The following is a 13,291-nucleotide window of genomic DNA, read 5'->3' as shown; positions in this document are numbered from 1 at the left end:
TATGGGAGAAGTTTTAGCGGAGTCATCCCAATCAGCCTCAGCTTTGAGGCGGCAAAGTCCACGATCATAGTGGCGACACTGTGAGCAAGTTGGCTCCGTCGTTTTGACAGGAACCGGAATCGTTTGAAGTGATAGCATTAGTTGAAATCCTATTGACGTAGGGTTGAAGCCGTCCAATGTTTCTCAGGCAGGGACGGCTTTTTGATTGGAAATTAAGCTTGAACTTCGAGCAGTTCATCAAGGTCGGTCTGGTTCAACTCGTCGTCTGCTGCCATCACTGGAAGGCGCAAAGTCGGAAGCTCGATCTTCCATCCGAAGTCAGCCAACCAAGGAAGTAAGGCACGATCGAAGTAATTCCGAACATTACGACCTGTCGCGATCGCCCAATTTGCAACGGCTCCAAGCACTGCGAAGATCCAGAGACAGTCCTTGATGAATGACCCGAAAATAATCTCAACATTGGCTGTCTTGCCGTCGTCTAATGTCTCGATGACCGTGTATTTGTTGGCGCAATAGCCGATCGTCAAGCCCAGAAATAAAGTAAACATTTTTGCGTCCTCGTTGTAGTGTTTGAGGCTGGAAGAATCCAGCAGTCGATCGGCCCCATGAGAAGCACGATCGAGTGTGGAATCTTGTTTGTGGGCTAACGTCCTACCCACTCGCCACCGTCTTCAACCTTGCGGCTGCCCTCGTCGGGTTTGAGTTCGGCTTGGTCTACGCCGAACATATGTCTACCTTTTCTCAGGTGGGAGAGTCTCACCTTCCGCTCATTTTGTTTGGGGTTCTGCCCCGCCCGGAGAGTCACCCGGACATCCGCTTGGGGTTGTCTCTCCCCTCGCTTGAAACTAATATAGCTCGATTCTTTTCAAACTGGTACCAAGTATTAGTCAGCAATATTTATGTGATCTAGGGAGAGACTTTACAGCTATAAGCCTTATATCGAAAGGCTTTTATCTTCAAAATGGTACCAAAATGAAAATAAGGAATGCTTATATCAAATTGGTACCAAGATAAATCAAAGTTCGCTTATAGTGGAAAAATCACGATTTAATGAGGTTTGAACGTTATGAATACGATCGCTGTGCCCCGTAAAAAAGCTGGCTACTACATTGATGAGCGCATTATTGAAGCGCTGAAGGAACTTGCCCAGCGCACGGGAAAGAGTGTCAACGAATATTTAGAAGAATTACTTTTTATTCACTGCAAAATTCAAGGCGTTATTCCTCCGGACGCAGAGATCTTGAAGGATCTTAGAGGCGGCAAACGTCCAGGCGCAGGCAAGCCAAAGAAAACAGAATCAGCATCGTCAACAGAAGAGAGCGATCGCTTAAATTCTGAAACCAACACGGAGGATTAATCGTGAAGACAGTAGCAGAAAGGTTTTTTGAGGCTCTCGACAGGTTTCACGAATCTGAACTAGCTCAGCGCGATGCAGGGACATCCGAAGCTATATGGTTGCTAACGCTGGCTGAAGCGCAACGAGAAGCAGCGATCGCAGAATTTGACCTTACCGAAGCGGAACTTTCACAAATTGAGCAAGAATTGAAGCAGGACAAAGCGAGGTGAATCGTCATGACCCAAGCCAAGCCACGATTTAGAACGATCGAGGACTATCTCGAATATGACGATGGAACAGACACCCGTTATGAACTGGTTGATGGGGAGTTGATCGCTTTGCCTACTGAAGATCCAATCAATTCCACGATCGCAGCATTTCTACTGCTCACTTTTGCGGCAATGGGGATTCCTCCCAGACGTTTTGCGATCGGGCATCAAATCGAGGTCACATCGGCTGATGTCAGCGCTCGACAGCCGGATCTAGTCGTTCATACCGACGAGTCCATCACCGCATTGCTATCAGGCGAAAAACTGATTCGGATTGCGATGCCTGCTCCCATGCTTGTTGTCGAAGTCGTATCGCCAGGGAAGCCCGGAACAGAGAACTACGATCGTGATTACGTTGATAAACCCAAGGAATATGCAGCGCGGCAAATTCCTGAATTCTGGCGAGTCGATCCCAGTCGCGCAGTTGTGGCAATTCTGAGCTTGAGAAGTGGCTCTTATCGAATAGCAGAGTTTCGTGGAACTGATCCGATCGTCTCCCCCACATTCCCAAATTTGCAACTCACCGCAGAGCAAGTTCTGAATGCAGGGTGATTTACAAAAATTGTAAGTTGCACGATCGTTCTAATCGCAGAGGCAGCAAGCGATCGCTGGATTGCAGATGTGTAAAGAGTTCAATCACTAAACTGACAACTGTTAGTTGTTATTTCTGACATGAAAGAGGTCAACAAAGTAATTAAAATTGCTCCTATTTGGGGCTTGCTTTTTGAATTAATTACTGTATGCTTCTTCGTGTATTTTCTTGGGCAGTACAAATGGACTCCACTGAAGAAAAAATTAAGTTCACAATTCAGCTTTATCCAGATCAGATCCAAGTGCTGAAAACAATGCATCGTAGTGGTCGCAGAGCAACTGCTGCAATCGCTGTTCTGGAAAGAGCGATCGAGGAACATCAGAAGGCTAGCAAGTCGTGAAGATCAAAGTCACACCAACGGATCAAGAAATGCTTTTGGCAACATGCAACGGATTGCCACCCGTCGAGGAGTGGGATCGAACTGAGACGACCAAGCAAGGACAGCACTTTATTGCTGTCCACCAACACTTTCAAGACCTGAAAAAAGCTCTTGCGGCGTACTTTTCAGGGGAAGCAAACCCGATCGGGAAAGATGACGTGAAGCGGAAACGCCTCATTGAAGGCGAAGTCGCGTACTACCTTGGCGTTTACGATCTGTTCTGGTTTGGCTGGAGCGAGATTGAAGCAGAAGTAAGTCAAAATTATCCGCGATCGTGGTTCCCTAACTCCCCAGGTGAGGCACTCACAACAATTCTTGAACTTGACTGTGAGGCGATGCTGTCGGCTGCAAGGGGCAATCAAGTTAATGCTCGCGAATCTAAAATGCTGCTTTCGGGTAGTCTGCCAGATCCCGCAATGTTGCACGGACTTGAAAATAAGCGGGCGTTGAGGACGATCGAGTATGCCGATTCGGTGCGATCTCGGAATGAGTCTGGCGCATTTCTAAACTTCTGCCAAATAGCCATCCAGAAGCGGCTCCGGGGGAATCCAACCCTGAGAAGCAAGCTGAAATCGTTCAAAAGCTTACAGTCGAAGCGCTTTGACCGACTCCGAAAACTTGCCCACAGGATCAAGGGTGCTTGAAATTTCTAAGGAACTATTTTGGTTGAAAAACGGGCAAAAAACGACCTCAAACCTAAGCTCTGAGAGGGTTATGCCTCTCTATAGATCAGACCTACTATTTCTTGTTCTGATCGCTTACTCTCGAAACTGAACACAAAAAAAGCACGGTTTGCGCCGCGCTCGATATAAATTACTTGACCTCGATCATGACACAAATTTCATTTTTTGCAACAGGAAAAATAACCTGTTTCTCCCTTAAGTCTCATATGAGACATGTTAGACCTAACAGGGGCGATTGTGAGAGATCGCTCCAACTAGACTTTCAAACTTCGCTAAACGATCGTATTGCCGAACTTAATCGGAAGCCGAAAGAAAAAACGACTGTCGATCGATGGATTGCCCTCTTTGAAGAGTGCGGAGGGATTCAACCATGATCTCCTTCAAAGGATTTGGCAAATTTCAAGCCATTGAGATTGGCGGATCGACTCAGGGTTTTAGAAACCGTCTCGATCGTGAACTAACAGTCAAAGAATGGGCAAAAGAGGACTGGAAATCGAGTGGCATCGCCGACGAGATGATCGCGCTCAATATGCAGACGATCGAAGGCGATGATGCGGTAGAAGTTCTGGCAGAGCATGAGATCGCGCAACGCCAGAGCGTTCAGTACGTCACAAGATCTGCTCAATCAATTCTTAGACGCTACGAGAATGCGGCTCTAGGTGGCTGGCTGAGCTATGGCAGTACAATCGACGGTGATCGCGCAGAAGTTGCTTATTTCAAGTCGAGACATCCTCGAATCGACTTCGAGAAGCGCAAAAAGATTAAATACGAAACGCCTGGAAAGTGCGAGGCGTTGCCGATCTTGCCATTTGTTGATCAGGCGACGGCTGAAAGGGTTTTCGAGAAATACGATGCTGTCCCACTAGAAGGCGAGTCTTTCTGGCGAACTGTTAAACGTTGCAGTCTGCCTGTATGTGTTACTGAGGGGCTTAAGAAAGCCGTTCTCTTGACTCAGCAAGGCTATCCAGCGATTTGTCTGCGAGGTGTCGCAAACTGGCATCGTAAAGGAGAAGCTGAGCTTTTCCCAATCCTGCGAGAGTTTGCGACTGAAGGCAGAATGATCCGAATCGTGTTTGACCAGGACGAGAAGCCTAAGACGGTCGCGAACGTTGGAGCGCAGATCAAGAAGTTAGGGCAGGCGTTTCAAGAGTTTAAGTGCAATATTTTCGTAACCACTTGGGATTCCCGAAGCGGGAAAGGGATCGACGATGCCTTTGTTCAAGAGGGTGCGGACTGGTTAGACGCAACGATCGCGGCATCTCTCACTCTGGATGAGTGGAAGAAATGCGGACTGAAGCGGCAATACTTCGAGATCATTCGCAGACTGAAAACTCTGCAAATTACGCCTGATCGCGATACTACTGGCGATTATCTGCCTGAGTTGCCTTCTGAGATTCCGATCGGCTCAATTACTGCGATCGCGGCAAATATGGGATCGGGTAAGAGCTACACGGGCATTAATCGGACAGTACAACGGTGGATCGAGAACGGCGGCAATGTTCTACGGCTTGACCCGCTTCTGTCGCTTGGAGCGCAAGGATCACGGCTCTCAGATATTCCGCACAGTTCTGATTACGACTTGAGTGACAAAGACGGCTATAGTGCCTTCTGTCGCGATATTTCAGCGCGTCATGGTGCAGCGATTTGCTTTAATTCTCTGATGCGAATTCCCCAAGGGTTTTTAACCGGTCGTCCCCTGCTGCTTGTACTGGACGAGGTGAACCAAGGCTTAGATTATCTGATTGAAGGTGGAAATTTAGGGTCAAAGCATTCAGAAATCCTCGATCGCTTTGCCGAGATCTGTTTCACCTGCGGATTCAGTGGCGCGATTATTTCAGCCGAGGCAGAGATTCACCCACGATCGATTGAACTGCTCAAGAAGTTCTCAGGCTCTACCGATATTCGCTATTTCAAGCATTATCGGCAGAACGCAATGTGGGAGGTAGCGATCGGAACTGGTGACTTGAGCGGCTTTTCAGCCAAGATTCTATTAGATGCTGTTGAAGAGTTGGGTTACGGAGAATCGAAACGGTTCTTTATTCCGACCGATTCGCAAGCTAGTGGCAAGAAGCTCGATCGTCGGTTACAAGCTGAATTCCCTAACAAGAAGGTTATTCGGATTGATTCGGAAACAAATCGAGGCGGGGCATTTGCTGAATTCTTCGACGATCCGGATACTTGGCTAGAGCAGAATCAGCCTGATTTTCTCATCGTCTCTCCCTCTGTCAGAACGGGTGTTTCGATTACTTGGGAGGGCTTTGACGCGGTTTATGGCTACTTCGTCGGAGCGATCAACCCGGACGGCTGGTTTCAGATGTTGGGTCGGTATCGTCCGAGCGTACCCCGCTTTGTCTGCTGTCCCAAGTTCGTTGTGACGCAAGGCGATGAGTCCTTGATGCTGCCGAAGTCAATTCGCGAGAAAGCGGATCTCGATCGTGCTGCAATGTCGGCTCACTATGCGATCGAAGCTCTCGAAGAAGAAGAAACCGACGATCGTAAAGTTGCAATTCGCCTCGCAGCACAAGAATATTATTCGGAGATGTGCGCTCTACGCGGGGCACAGAAGGCGATCTCTCGTGATTACTTAGAATCTCTTCTAAATGAAGCAGGGCATACTGTCCAGACCGAAGAATGGGGCAGATGCAGCGAAGAACTCGCTGAGCTTGTTCAGATTCGTGACGAAATCGACCTCGAAGAGGCTCAGAGATGGGCAGATTCTGGCAAGTACGAGACAACTGACGCGGCTCATAAGACTCTGGCTTCTGAATGCAGTCTTGAAGACGAGATCAAGGCGAAGAAAACTCTAGCCTGCGATCGCTTCCCTGACATCAATTTTGACGATCTCGATAACTGCTTGTGGATTCTGATTTGCAACCGTGGCAAATTAGGACGCGGTGCGGAAATGCAGGCGGCAACCGAGAATACTTTGGCGACTAAAGAACTCGATCGCGAATCGATTGAGGCGATTTGCTCCGATGATTTGGGAATGACGCATCGGATGAAGCGGCGGTACATTCGCGCTCAACTGCTCCAGAAGAGCGGGATCTTGCAGCTTGCCGATCGTGATGCTAAATTCTCGAATTCTGATCCGCGCTGCATTGCAATCCAGCAATGGGCAGTCAAACACGCAAAGCAGCTTCGATATTATTTCGGACTGACGATCGCACCTGAATACACAGACTCAAAAGGCAGAAAGCAACACACGCCCGTCGATGTCTGTGGCAAACTGCTCAAGAAGATTGGCTTAAAATCTCTGTGCCTCAAGACCCAAGGCAGGCGGGGGGAGCAACGAGAGCGAGTTTACTCTGTGTCAGTCGATCGAGTATCGGAAGATTTACAGAGTCAAGCTTGGGAAATGCGAGAAAAGGCACTCGCAGCCGCTAGAAAACGGCTCAATGTAATCGCCCCAATCGACCTTCCCACTACGCAATCAGAGCCAGAATCGACTGAGTACAGCGAAGAAAAGCAAATTTCTACAACTGAATCACAGCAAGGAATTGAAGCTCCGTGTCCACAAGTTTTTGGAGGCGATCTGTATGACGAACGACGTTGAAAAATTGATCGCCGAAATGTACCTGAATCAGCAGAAATTAATGGCTGAGGTTCAGGCACTCCGATTGCAACTCGAAGGACATCCCGCAATCGCTGATGGCTGGATGTCAGAGAAAGAGGCAGCGATCGCGCTCAAGTCTCACGGCATCAAATCGCCGAAACAGCTTCAAAACTTACGGTTAAATGGGGCATTCAGCGAATCCAAAGGCGAAATTAATAACAACGGCAATGGGAAAATTCCGAGATGGCTCTATCACGTTCCAAGTTGTAGAAAGGCATTAGAGCGGCGGTATCGTGCGGGCTAGCCGTTTTGCTTCAGAATGAGAGATCGATAAACTCGCTCATTCTGAGCATCGTTCAGCCAGCGGTGATAAATGCGGGTGTGGACATCGGAGCCATGCCCCATCATTGAAGCGGCGGTACTGATCGGCAGTCCTTTAATGACTGAAGCCCTTAAAGCCCAAGCATGACGCAAATCGTAGGGATGGAACGGCAAGTTATATCGATCGCTTCCGAACTGGTGACTCACCAATTGCCCTCTCAATCGTCTATCTGTCTGCGTTGTTTCTGGTGGATTCATCTCGATCAAATTCCATTTTTCTGCCCATTCAGGTAGGATCGCTCGTGTCGTTCTTGCACCTGTCTTGGTGTCCTTGTGAACTCGCAGCGTTAACGGATCAATCATTTCGCAGGCGAAAACTTCGTGCGGACGAATGCCGAATGCAGCGATCGCACCGTAAGCCCATTGCCACTGCTCGTTAGGGATTTTGTCGCGCCATTCGATGATCGTGGCATCGTCTGGAATATCACGCGGTTTCGGCTCATAATCCCCTACGTAGTTGGACAAATCAATCGTCAGTCCTGCGAACTCACCAAACTTCTGTAAACGCTCGCAGGTTAGCTCTCGATTGCGGCTATTGTCTTTTGTGCTGAGAACGACAGCAAGCACCATAGAATCGCTCAAAAGCCCATTCTGCGGCAGTTTTCGGAATGTTGAAGCCCAAGTGTTGTTCCACGTTGTTTCTTTGATCCGGGGGTGAGTGCGGAAATATTCAGCTTTGAATTCTTCGATTAGTTGCGAGATCGTCTTTTCGTTGGGGTCGCAGTCGGGAGTTAGATAGACATCCCAACTAAAGGAGCCATCAGCGAGTGACTGAGCTAGTTTGTAGGCTTCTCGCTCCGCCCGTTTGAATCCGTCTTTTGAAGCGGGGATTCTCAAGCTGATGTCATATTGCTTCCGTCCAATGCCGTCTTGAGGCTTCTTCGGCAGCGTCGCACGTAGCCCTAAGTTTTTGCCTTTGGGAATGACACGCACTCGAACACATGCGGCTTTCAAGCGATCGTTAATTTTTTGAATCTGATCCATAGTCAGCCCTAAACTAGCCCTAAATTTTGTCGCGATTTGGGTTAATTCAGGATGTTTCAAGATGATTAAACACACCAGAGATAGAGCCTAAATCGCTTATTACACCTAGTTTAACGCCATTCGTAGCGCTTTAGTACATCTGCTTTGGGAGCAGGATGCCGCAGGTTCAAATCCTGTCATCCCGATTGGTTTGAAAAATGCTGTTTAGATGGATTTTTATCAGATCTATCACGGGTTGGAGCAGCACACTGTGTCAATTCCTCTAGAATCAAGTGCGCAGTGCATGAGCAACAGTATGGGAATTCCAGAGTCAGGATTCGTTATTTTTCTAGGGTTCGGTATCCTCTGCACGATCGCTGGAATTGCAGCAGGTGTATATCTCCTGAAACCGAAAGATCAACCGCTCCAGTTCGATCGCTGGGGATTTGTGGTGCTCATCCCGATCGTGATTCCGATCGTGGCAGCATTGCTGTTTCAGATAATTTTTTACTCCCGAAGAGGATAAGAATGACGATCGTCTAAAGATCGTCAGACACACGACTGGATTGAGCCAAATTGCGAGAACGTGCTGTCCTTCAGTTCCTTGGCGCTCTAGATTTTTGGTATGAAATCAAAATTCCACGACGACGGGAGTGTGATCGCTCGGTTGTTCCAATTCACGAGGAGCGCGATCGATGACACAGGAAATTGCTCGATCGTACAAATCTGGCGTCAGGTAATGATGATCAATTCTCCAACCTGCATTCCGACGGAACCCAGCCGATCGATAATCCCACCAGCTAAAATGTCCGCTTTCGGTTGTGAACTTCCGAAACGCATCAGATAACCCCAATTCCAAGACCTGCCGTAATGCATCTCGCTCCACATCGGTTGCCATCACCTGCTTTTCGCGACCTTTGGGATTGTGAATATCAATATCTTCTAACGCAACATTGAAATCTCCACAGACAAGCAGCGAAGGCGATTGTTCTAGCAAAACTGCTAAATATTCTCGCAGAACCTTCAGCCAGCGCAACTTGTAGATATACTTTTCACTATCCACAGCCGAGCCATTGGGAACATAGAGATTCACCACTCGAACGCCATCAATTACTGTACTAATGACTCGTTTTTGATCATCAAGATCACCCACAATCTCGGCAGGAAGAATCGCTCCAAATCCGCGATCGACGTGTTCTAAAGGCGATCGACTAATCAAAGCAACGCCGTTATAGCTCTTTTGTCCAAATGCCGCTGCATGATAGCCGATCGATTGAATCGCTTCATGTGGGAATAACTCATCGACCACTTTTGTTTCTTGTACGCACAATAGCTCGATTGGATTCGCTGTCAGCCAGTCTGTAACATGCGTCAGACGAGTCCGAATCGAGTTGACATTCCAAGTTGCAATCTTCATGAGCCAGGATGAAACAAACGGATTTCATCATCGCATACGTTGCTCAGATTTTGGCTTAAATCAGCGATCGCAATGCCGTTAGAACTTCACGCGCAGACTGGTAGCGATCTACCGGGTTCGGCTCGGTTAATTGATATAAAACTTCGATCAATTGCGGTAGTAATCCCGGAATCAAATCGGGACTGAAGCGATATTCCTGCCGCCATTGTCGGTAAAACAGATGCGGATGTTGCCCTGAAATCAAAAAGGCTAACGTTGTGCCGAGCGCATAGAGATCAGAAAGGTATGTTGCCTGTCCATTTTTTTGCTCTGGTGCAAGATAAGCGGCAGAAGTCTCATCCATACCCAATCCCCGGACACTGCCAAAATCGACCAACGCAAGCTGATAGGAAGACGTAGCGTGAGCACGGTAAATCAAATTATGAGGACGAAGATCTTGGTGCAACACAGGAGGAGATTGGTCATGGAGATATTCCAAGATTTCGCAGACTTCTATCATCCACGCGATCGCTTGCTTGAGTTCGACTTTGCCGCGATCTCCAATGTAGTGACAGAGCGTCTGCCCAGAAATCCGCTCTGTCACAAGAAAAGGTTGTCCGTCAATCCGAAAAAAATCCCGCCAGCGCGGAAGACCAGGATGATTCAGTTGCTTGAGCATCTTAGACTGACGTTCAAACAAGGCAAGCGCTTGGGGATGATTGATCCAATCAGGATTGAGCGTTTTGAGCAGCAGCAATTCGCCGTCTCGCTCTCCCAGATAGGTGATCCCCACTTTGCCTTGGCTGAGCAGTTGAATCTCTTGGTATTTGCCGATTCTCGTTTCATCTTGCTTGCGAATCCACTCCGCACTGGGATGCCCGAAAGATACATCTGTATCCATCGTTGTCTTAGAATCTGAAACCGCGATCGTTTGAGTATTGAGCAGAGGCTGAGTTCTATCCTCATCCTCGGTGCTCGTAAACGGCACATTGAGAGCCGCAACGGGAATTTTCGCAGGCTCAACAGAACGCTTCACGGTCAGGGTTTCAGGTCGCCCAAAATGAACTTGAAGATTGGGACCCGATCGCGCGAGTCGGAAAATCATGCCATCTCGCACAGGCAATTGTAAGACTCGTTTGCCTTCAAAATAAGTCCCATTCGCACCGAGACTGACCAACTCCCAGGCTAAGTTGACTTGCCGAAGTTCGACGTGGTAACGAGACACAACTGCGCTATACAGCACAACGTGATTGTCAGTCGATCGACCGACTTTTACCACTGGGGAGTCCTCAAAAGTCCAGTGTTGAACGGGCGTTAGCTGAACTGGGTGTAATAAAGTTAGAGTAATCACATGCACGCCACAGAAAACTTGGACGAAAAACTGAGAAATATCGCGAATTTCAGGAATTTGAAATCATAGAGCGCGTAGGAAATTGATGTAAACAATTTAACCTAGCCCCCTAGAACTGACGCAGAAATTATTCCAGCCGCTGACTGAGCCAAGCGCGAATAGAATTCGCAACGCAGTCATAGAAGTTTAAAGTTTCTGCTTTGCTCTCAAAATTCCCAGAATTTGCTAGTGGGATAACGTCTTTTTTTCTAACGCTCGATCTCTGGCTTCCCCTATACTGTAAACTTGTGCAGATTTTTGAGTGCGCACGTCTATTGAGGAAGGTTCGTATGGCATCGATTCGTGAGTTGCATCAGCAACTGATTAGCAAAGAGCGGTCTTGCGTTGAGATTGTGCAGGAGTCGCTGGATCGGATTCAAGCATTGGAGCCGAAGTTGCATAGTTTTTTGCAGGTCACGAACGATCGCGCATTAGAACAGGCGAAGCAAATCGATGCAAAGATTGCCGCCAGGGAAGAAATCGGGCTGCTGGCAGGAATCCCGATCGCGATTAAGGATAACCTCTGTACACAAGGGGTTCCGACCACTTGTGCGTCTAAGATTTTGCAGAATTTTGTGCCGCCTTATGAATCGACGGTGACGCAGAAGTTGATCGATGCGGGCGCGGTGATGGTCGGCAAGACGAATCTCGATGAGTTCGCAATGGGCGGATCGACCGAGACTTCGGCTTATGCCAAGACAGCAAATCCCTGGGATATTTCAAGAGTTCCGGGCGGATCATCGGGTGGTTCAGCAGCAGCGGTTGCAGGCGGCGAATGTCCGATTTCGTTGGGATCAGACACCGGGGGATCGATTCGGCAGCCTGCTTCATTCTGTGGAATTGTGGGGATGAAGCCGACTTATGGATTGGTTTCACGGTATGGATTAGTGGCATTTGCGTCGTCGTTGGATCAGATTGGACCGTTTGCGCGATCGGTGGAAGATGCGGCGATTTTGCTTAATGCGATCGCGGGGTACGATCCGAAAGATTCTACGAGTTTGAAAGTAGATGTTCCTGATTACACGCAGTTTCTCACGACTGATTTGAAAGGGAAAAAAGTTGGAGTCATTAAAGAAACGTTTGGCGAAGGGCTTGATCCCGAAGTTGAGAAATCGGTGAATGCTGCGATCGATCAACTCAAAGCTTTAGGTGCTGAAGTTAAAGAGATTTCTTGTCCTCGATTCCGGTATGGAATTGCAGCGTATTACATTATTGCTCCGTCTGAGGCTTCGGCGAATTTGGCACGATATGACGGGGTGAAGTATGGGGCGCGGATTGAGGATGCTGAGAATTTAATGGAGATGTATACGAAAACGCGATCAGAAGGATTTGGCGCGGAGGTGAAGCGCCGGATCATGATCGGAACGTATGCGCTCTCGGCTGGATATTACGATGCGTATTATTTGAAAGCTCAGAAGGTGAGAACGCTGATCAAGCAAGATTTCGAGAAAGCGTTTGAGGAAGTGGATGTTTTAGTTTCACCGACGGCTCCGACGACTGCATTTAAGCTCGGCGATAAGTCGCAAGATCCCTTGAGCATGTATCTGATTGATTTGATGACGATTCCGGTGAATTTGGCAGGATTGCCCGGAATGAGTGTGCCTTGTGGATTTGATTCGCAAGGTTTACCGATCGGGCTTCAGATTATTGGCAATGTGCTGAGAGAGGATCAGGTTTTCCAAGTTGCTTATGCTTATGAGCAGGCGACGGATTGGCATACAAGAGTTCCGAAGTTGTAATTGAGTCCCGCACCGGATTAAAAACCCGGTGCTAACCGTGCGAACTCCCTGAAGGGACTAGGGTGGAATAAGGCGACTGAAGAGCGCGTCGGGTTCTAGGTGGAGGAGAAGTTTGGACTTTGCATGATGGCGTTTTTGGTGATTGACGTAGTGAAGGGCGATTGTTAGATTTTTCTCGCTGATGGAGAAAACACTGTATTCCTGTTGCCACTTGAACAACGCATCAGGGTCAGCATAGTAACGATTCATATAGCGACTACTGCTGCCTTTAACCAAATGAACGTACTGAGCAAGTGCAAGACTGGGTGGAATCGAGACGATCAGATGAACATGGTCATCTATCCCACCAATTGCGCGGAGATAGCCACCCAAGTCATTCGTTTTGTGCTGGATGAATTGATAGAGCGGTGCTTCCCTGCTCGATTTGATCAGAGGAAGCCGCTGATGGGTTGCCCAAACGAAGTGATAGTAAAGCTTCCAAAGTGACATGAGCGCGATCTGACAAAACATCCTGCCTAGAATGACCCAATCCCTCCATCTCCTAACCCACCACTCAACCCCAACAGTCCCTTCAGGGAGTTCGCACGGTTAGCCCCGCGATTTTAATCCG

General features: G+C 48.2%; 15 protein-coding genes. 9 read left to right on the top strand and 6 right to left on the bottom strand.

Annotated elements, in window-relative coordinates:
• Positions 1-212: 212 nt before the first annotated feature.
• Together OU814_RS18310 and OU814_RS18305 are read right to left on the bottom strand one after the other, a co-directional pair.
• Positions 213-659 carry a hypothetical protein gene (locus tag OU814_RS18310; protein WP_268184623.1) on the bottom strand — a complete coding sequence of 149 codons (447 nt, stop codon included), beginning with the start codon at positions 657-659 and terminating at the stop codon, positions 213-215.
• The gene (locus OU814_RS18305; protein WP_268184622.1) at positions 644-805 is read right to left on the bottom strand and encodes a hypothetical protein; all 162 of its coding nucleotides are present in this window, start codon (positions 803-805) and stop codon (positions 644-646) included. Before OU814_RS18305 ends, OU814_RS18310 begins: the two co-directional genes overlap by 16 nt.
• A gap of 261 nt (positions 806-1,066) precedes the next feature.
• Here OU814_RS18305 and OU814_RS18300 point away from each other — a divergent pair, with 261 nt between their 5' ends.
• From OU814_RS18300 to OU814_RS18270, 7 genes are all read left to right on the top strand, one after another.
• Complete coding sequence (locus OU814_RS18300) at positions 1,067-1,357, top strand: hypothetical protein (protein ID WP_268184621.1); 291 nt, start codon at positions 1,067-1,069, stop codon at positions 1,355-1,357.
• Between the two features lie 2 nt (positions 1,358-1,359).
• Positions 1,360-1,566 (top strand): hypothetical protein, encoded by a 207-nt coding sequence (locus tag OU814_RS18295; protein WP_268184620.1) that lies wholly within the window; start codon positions 1,360-1,362, stop codon positions 1,564-1,566.
• Between the two features lie 6 nt (positions 1,567-1,572).
• Positions 1,573-2,157: a Uma2 family endonuclease gene (locus tag OU814_RS18290; RefSeq protein ID WP_268184619.1), complete on the top strand. Its 585-nt coding sequence runs from the start codon at positions 1,573-1,575 to the stop codon at positions 2,155-2,157.
• A gap of 188 nt (positions 2,158-2,345) precedes the next feature.
• Positions 2,346-2,537: a hypothetical protein gene (locus OU814_RS18285; protein WP_268184618.1), complete on the top strand. Its 192-nt coding sequence runs from the start codon at positions 2,346-2,348 to the stop codon at positions 2,535-2,537.
• Complete coding sequence (locus OU814_RS18280) at positions 2,534-3,220, top strand: hypothetical protein (RefSeq protein ID WP_268184617.1); 687 nt, start codon at positions 2,534-2,536, stop codon at positions 3,218-3,220. Before OU814_RS18285 ends, OU814_RS18280 begins: the two co-directional genes overlap by 4 nt.
• Positions 3,221-3,629: 409 nt before the next feature.
• Positions 3,630-6,812 (top strand): DUF3854 domain-containing protein, encoded by a 3,183-nt coding sequence (locus OU814_RS18275; RefSeq protein ID WP_268184616.1) that lies wholly within the window; start codon positions 3,630-3,632, stop codon positions 6,810-6,812.
• A complete protein-coding gene (locus tag OU814_RS18270; protein ID WP_268184615.1) occupies positions 6,796-7,116 on the top strand; it encodes a hypothetical protein in 321 nt (106 codons plus the stop codon). Before OU814_RS18275 ends, OU814_RS18270 begins: the two co-directional genes overlap by 17 nt.
• On the opposite strand, the gene OU814_RS18265 is transcribed toward OU814_RS18270, so the two are convergent.
• Positions 7,113-8,177 carry a hypothetical protein gene (locus OU814_RS18265; protein WP_268184614.1) on the bottom strand — a complete coding sequence of 355 codons (1,065 nt, stop codon included), beginning with the start codon at positions 8,175-8,177 and terminating at the stop codon, positions 7,113-7,115. The genes OU814_RS18270 and OU814_RS18265 overlap by 4 nt on opposite strands.
• A 283-nt stretch (positions 8,178-8,460) precedes the next feature.
• Here OU814_RS18265 and OU814_RS18260 point away from each other — a divergent pair, with 283 nt between their 5' ends.
• On the top strand, positions 8,461-8,682 hold the full coding sequence (locus OU814_RS18260) for a hypothetical protein (protein WP_268184613.1): 222 nt from the start codon (positions 8,461-8,463) through the stop codon (positions 8,680-8,682).
• 105 nt (positions 8,683-8,787) lie between these two features.
• Here the strand turns inward: OU814_RS18260 and xth are convergent, their stop codons facing one another.
• The gene (gene xth, locus OU814_RS18255; RefSeq protein ID WP_268184612.1) at positions 8,788-9,573 is read right to left on the bottom strand and encodes an exodeoxyribonuclease III; all 786 of its coding nucleotides are present in this window, start codon (positions 9,571-9,573) and stop codon (positions 8,788-8,790) included.
• 55 nt (positions 9,574-9,628) lie between these two features.
• Positions 9,629-10,831: a protein kinase domain-containing protein gene (locus tag OU814_RS18250; RefSeq protein WP_268184611.1), complete on the bottom strand. Its 1,203-nt coding sequence runs from the start codon at positions 10,829-10,831 to the stop codon at positions 9,629-9,631.
• A gap of 401 nt (positions 10,832-11,232) precedes the next feature.
• On the opposite strand from OU814_RS18250, the gene gatA reads away from it, so the two are divergent.
• On the top strand, positions 11,233-12,681 hold the full coding sequence (gene gatA / locus OU814_RS18245) for an Asp-tRNA(Asn)/Glu-tRNA(Gln) amidotransferase subunit GatA (protein WP_268184610.1): 1,449 nt from the start codon (positions 11,233-11,235) through the stop codon (positions 12,679-12,681).
• Between the two features lie 57 nt (positions 12,682-12,738).
• On the opposite strand, the gene tnpA is transcribed toward gatA, so the two are convergent.
• Positions 12,739-13,170 carry an IS200/IS605 family transposase gene (gene tnpA / locus OU814_RS18240; RefSeq protein ID WP_071596222.1) on the bottom strand — a complete coding sequence of 144 codons (432 nt, stop codon included), beginning with the start codon at positions 13,168-13,170 and terminating at the stop codon, positions 12,739-12,741.
• Positions 13,171-13,291: the final 121 nt, after the last annotated feature.

Origin of the sequence: Leptolyngbya sp. GGD (assembly GCF_026735145.1) — a bacterium.
In the GTDB taxonomy this organism is placed as follows: Bacteria; Cyanobacteriota; Cyanobacteriia; order Leptolyngbyales; family Leptolyngbyaceae; genus Leptolyngbya; species Leptolyngbya boryana.
This window is presented reverse-complemented; position numbering and strand designations above follow the sequence as displayed.

Coding starts and splice junctions, on each gene's coding strand:
- xth (WP_268184612.1), bottom strand. CDS start 9,573: ATGAAGATTGCAACTTGGAATGTCAACTCGATTCGGACTCGTCTGACG.
- OU814_RS18265 (WP_268184614.1), bottom strand. CDS start 8,177: ATGGATCAGATTCAAAAAATTAACGATCGCTTGAAAGCCGCATGTGTT.
- OU814_RS18270 (WP_268184615.1), top strand. CDS start 6,796: ATGACGAACGACGTTGAAAAATTGATCGCCGAAATGTACCTGAATCAG.
- OU814_RS18300 (WP_268184621.1), top strand. CDS start 1,067: ATGAATACGATCGCTGTGCCCCGTAAAAAAGCTGGCTACTACATTGAT.
- OU814_RS18275 (WP_268184616.1), top strand. CDS start 3,630: ATGATCTCCTTCAAAGGATTTGGCAAATTTCAAGCCATTGAGATTGGC.
- OU814_RS18285 (WP_268184618.1), top strand. CDS start 2,346: ATGCTTCTTCGTGTATTTTCTTGGGCAGTACAAATGGACTCCACTGAA.
- OU814_RS18260 (WP_268184613.1), top strand. CDS start 8,461: ATGAGCAACAGTATGGGAATTCCAGAGTCAGGATTCGTTATTTTTCTA.
- tnpA (WP_071596222.1), bottom strand. CDS start 13,170: ATGTCACTTTGGAAGCTTTACTATCACTTCGTTTGGGCAACCCATCAG.
- OU814_RS18290 (WP_268184619.1), top strand. CDS start 1,573: ATGACCCAAGCCAAGCCACGATTTAGAACGATCGAGGACTATCTCGAA.
- gatA (WP_268184610.1), top strand. CDS start 11,233: ATGGCATCGATTCGTGAGTTGCATCAGCAACTGATTAGCAAAGAGCGG.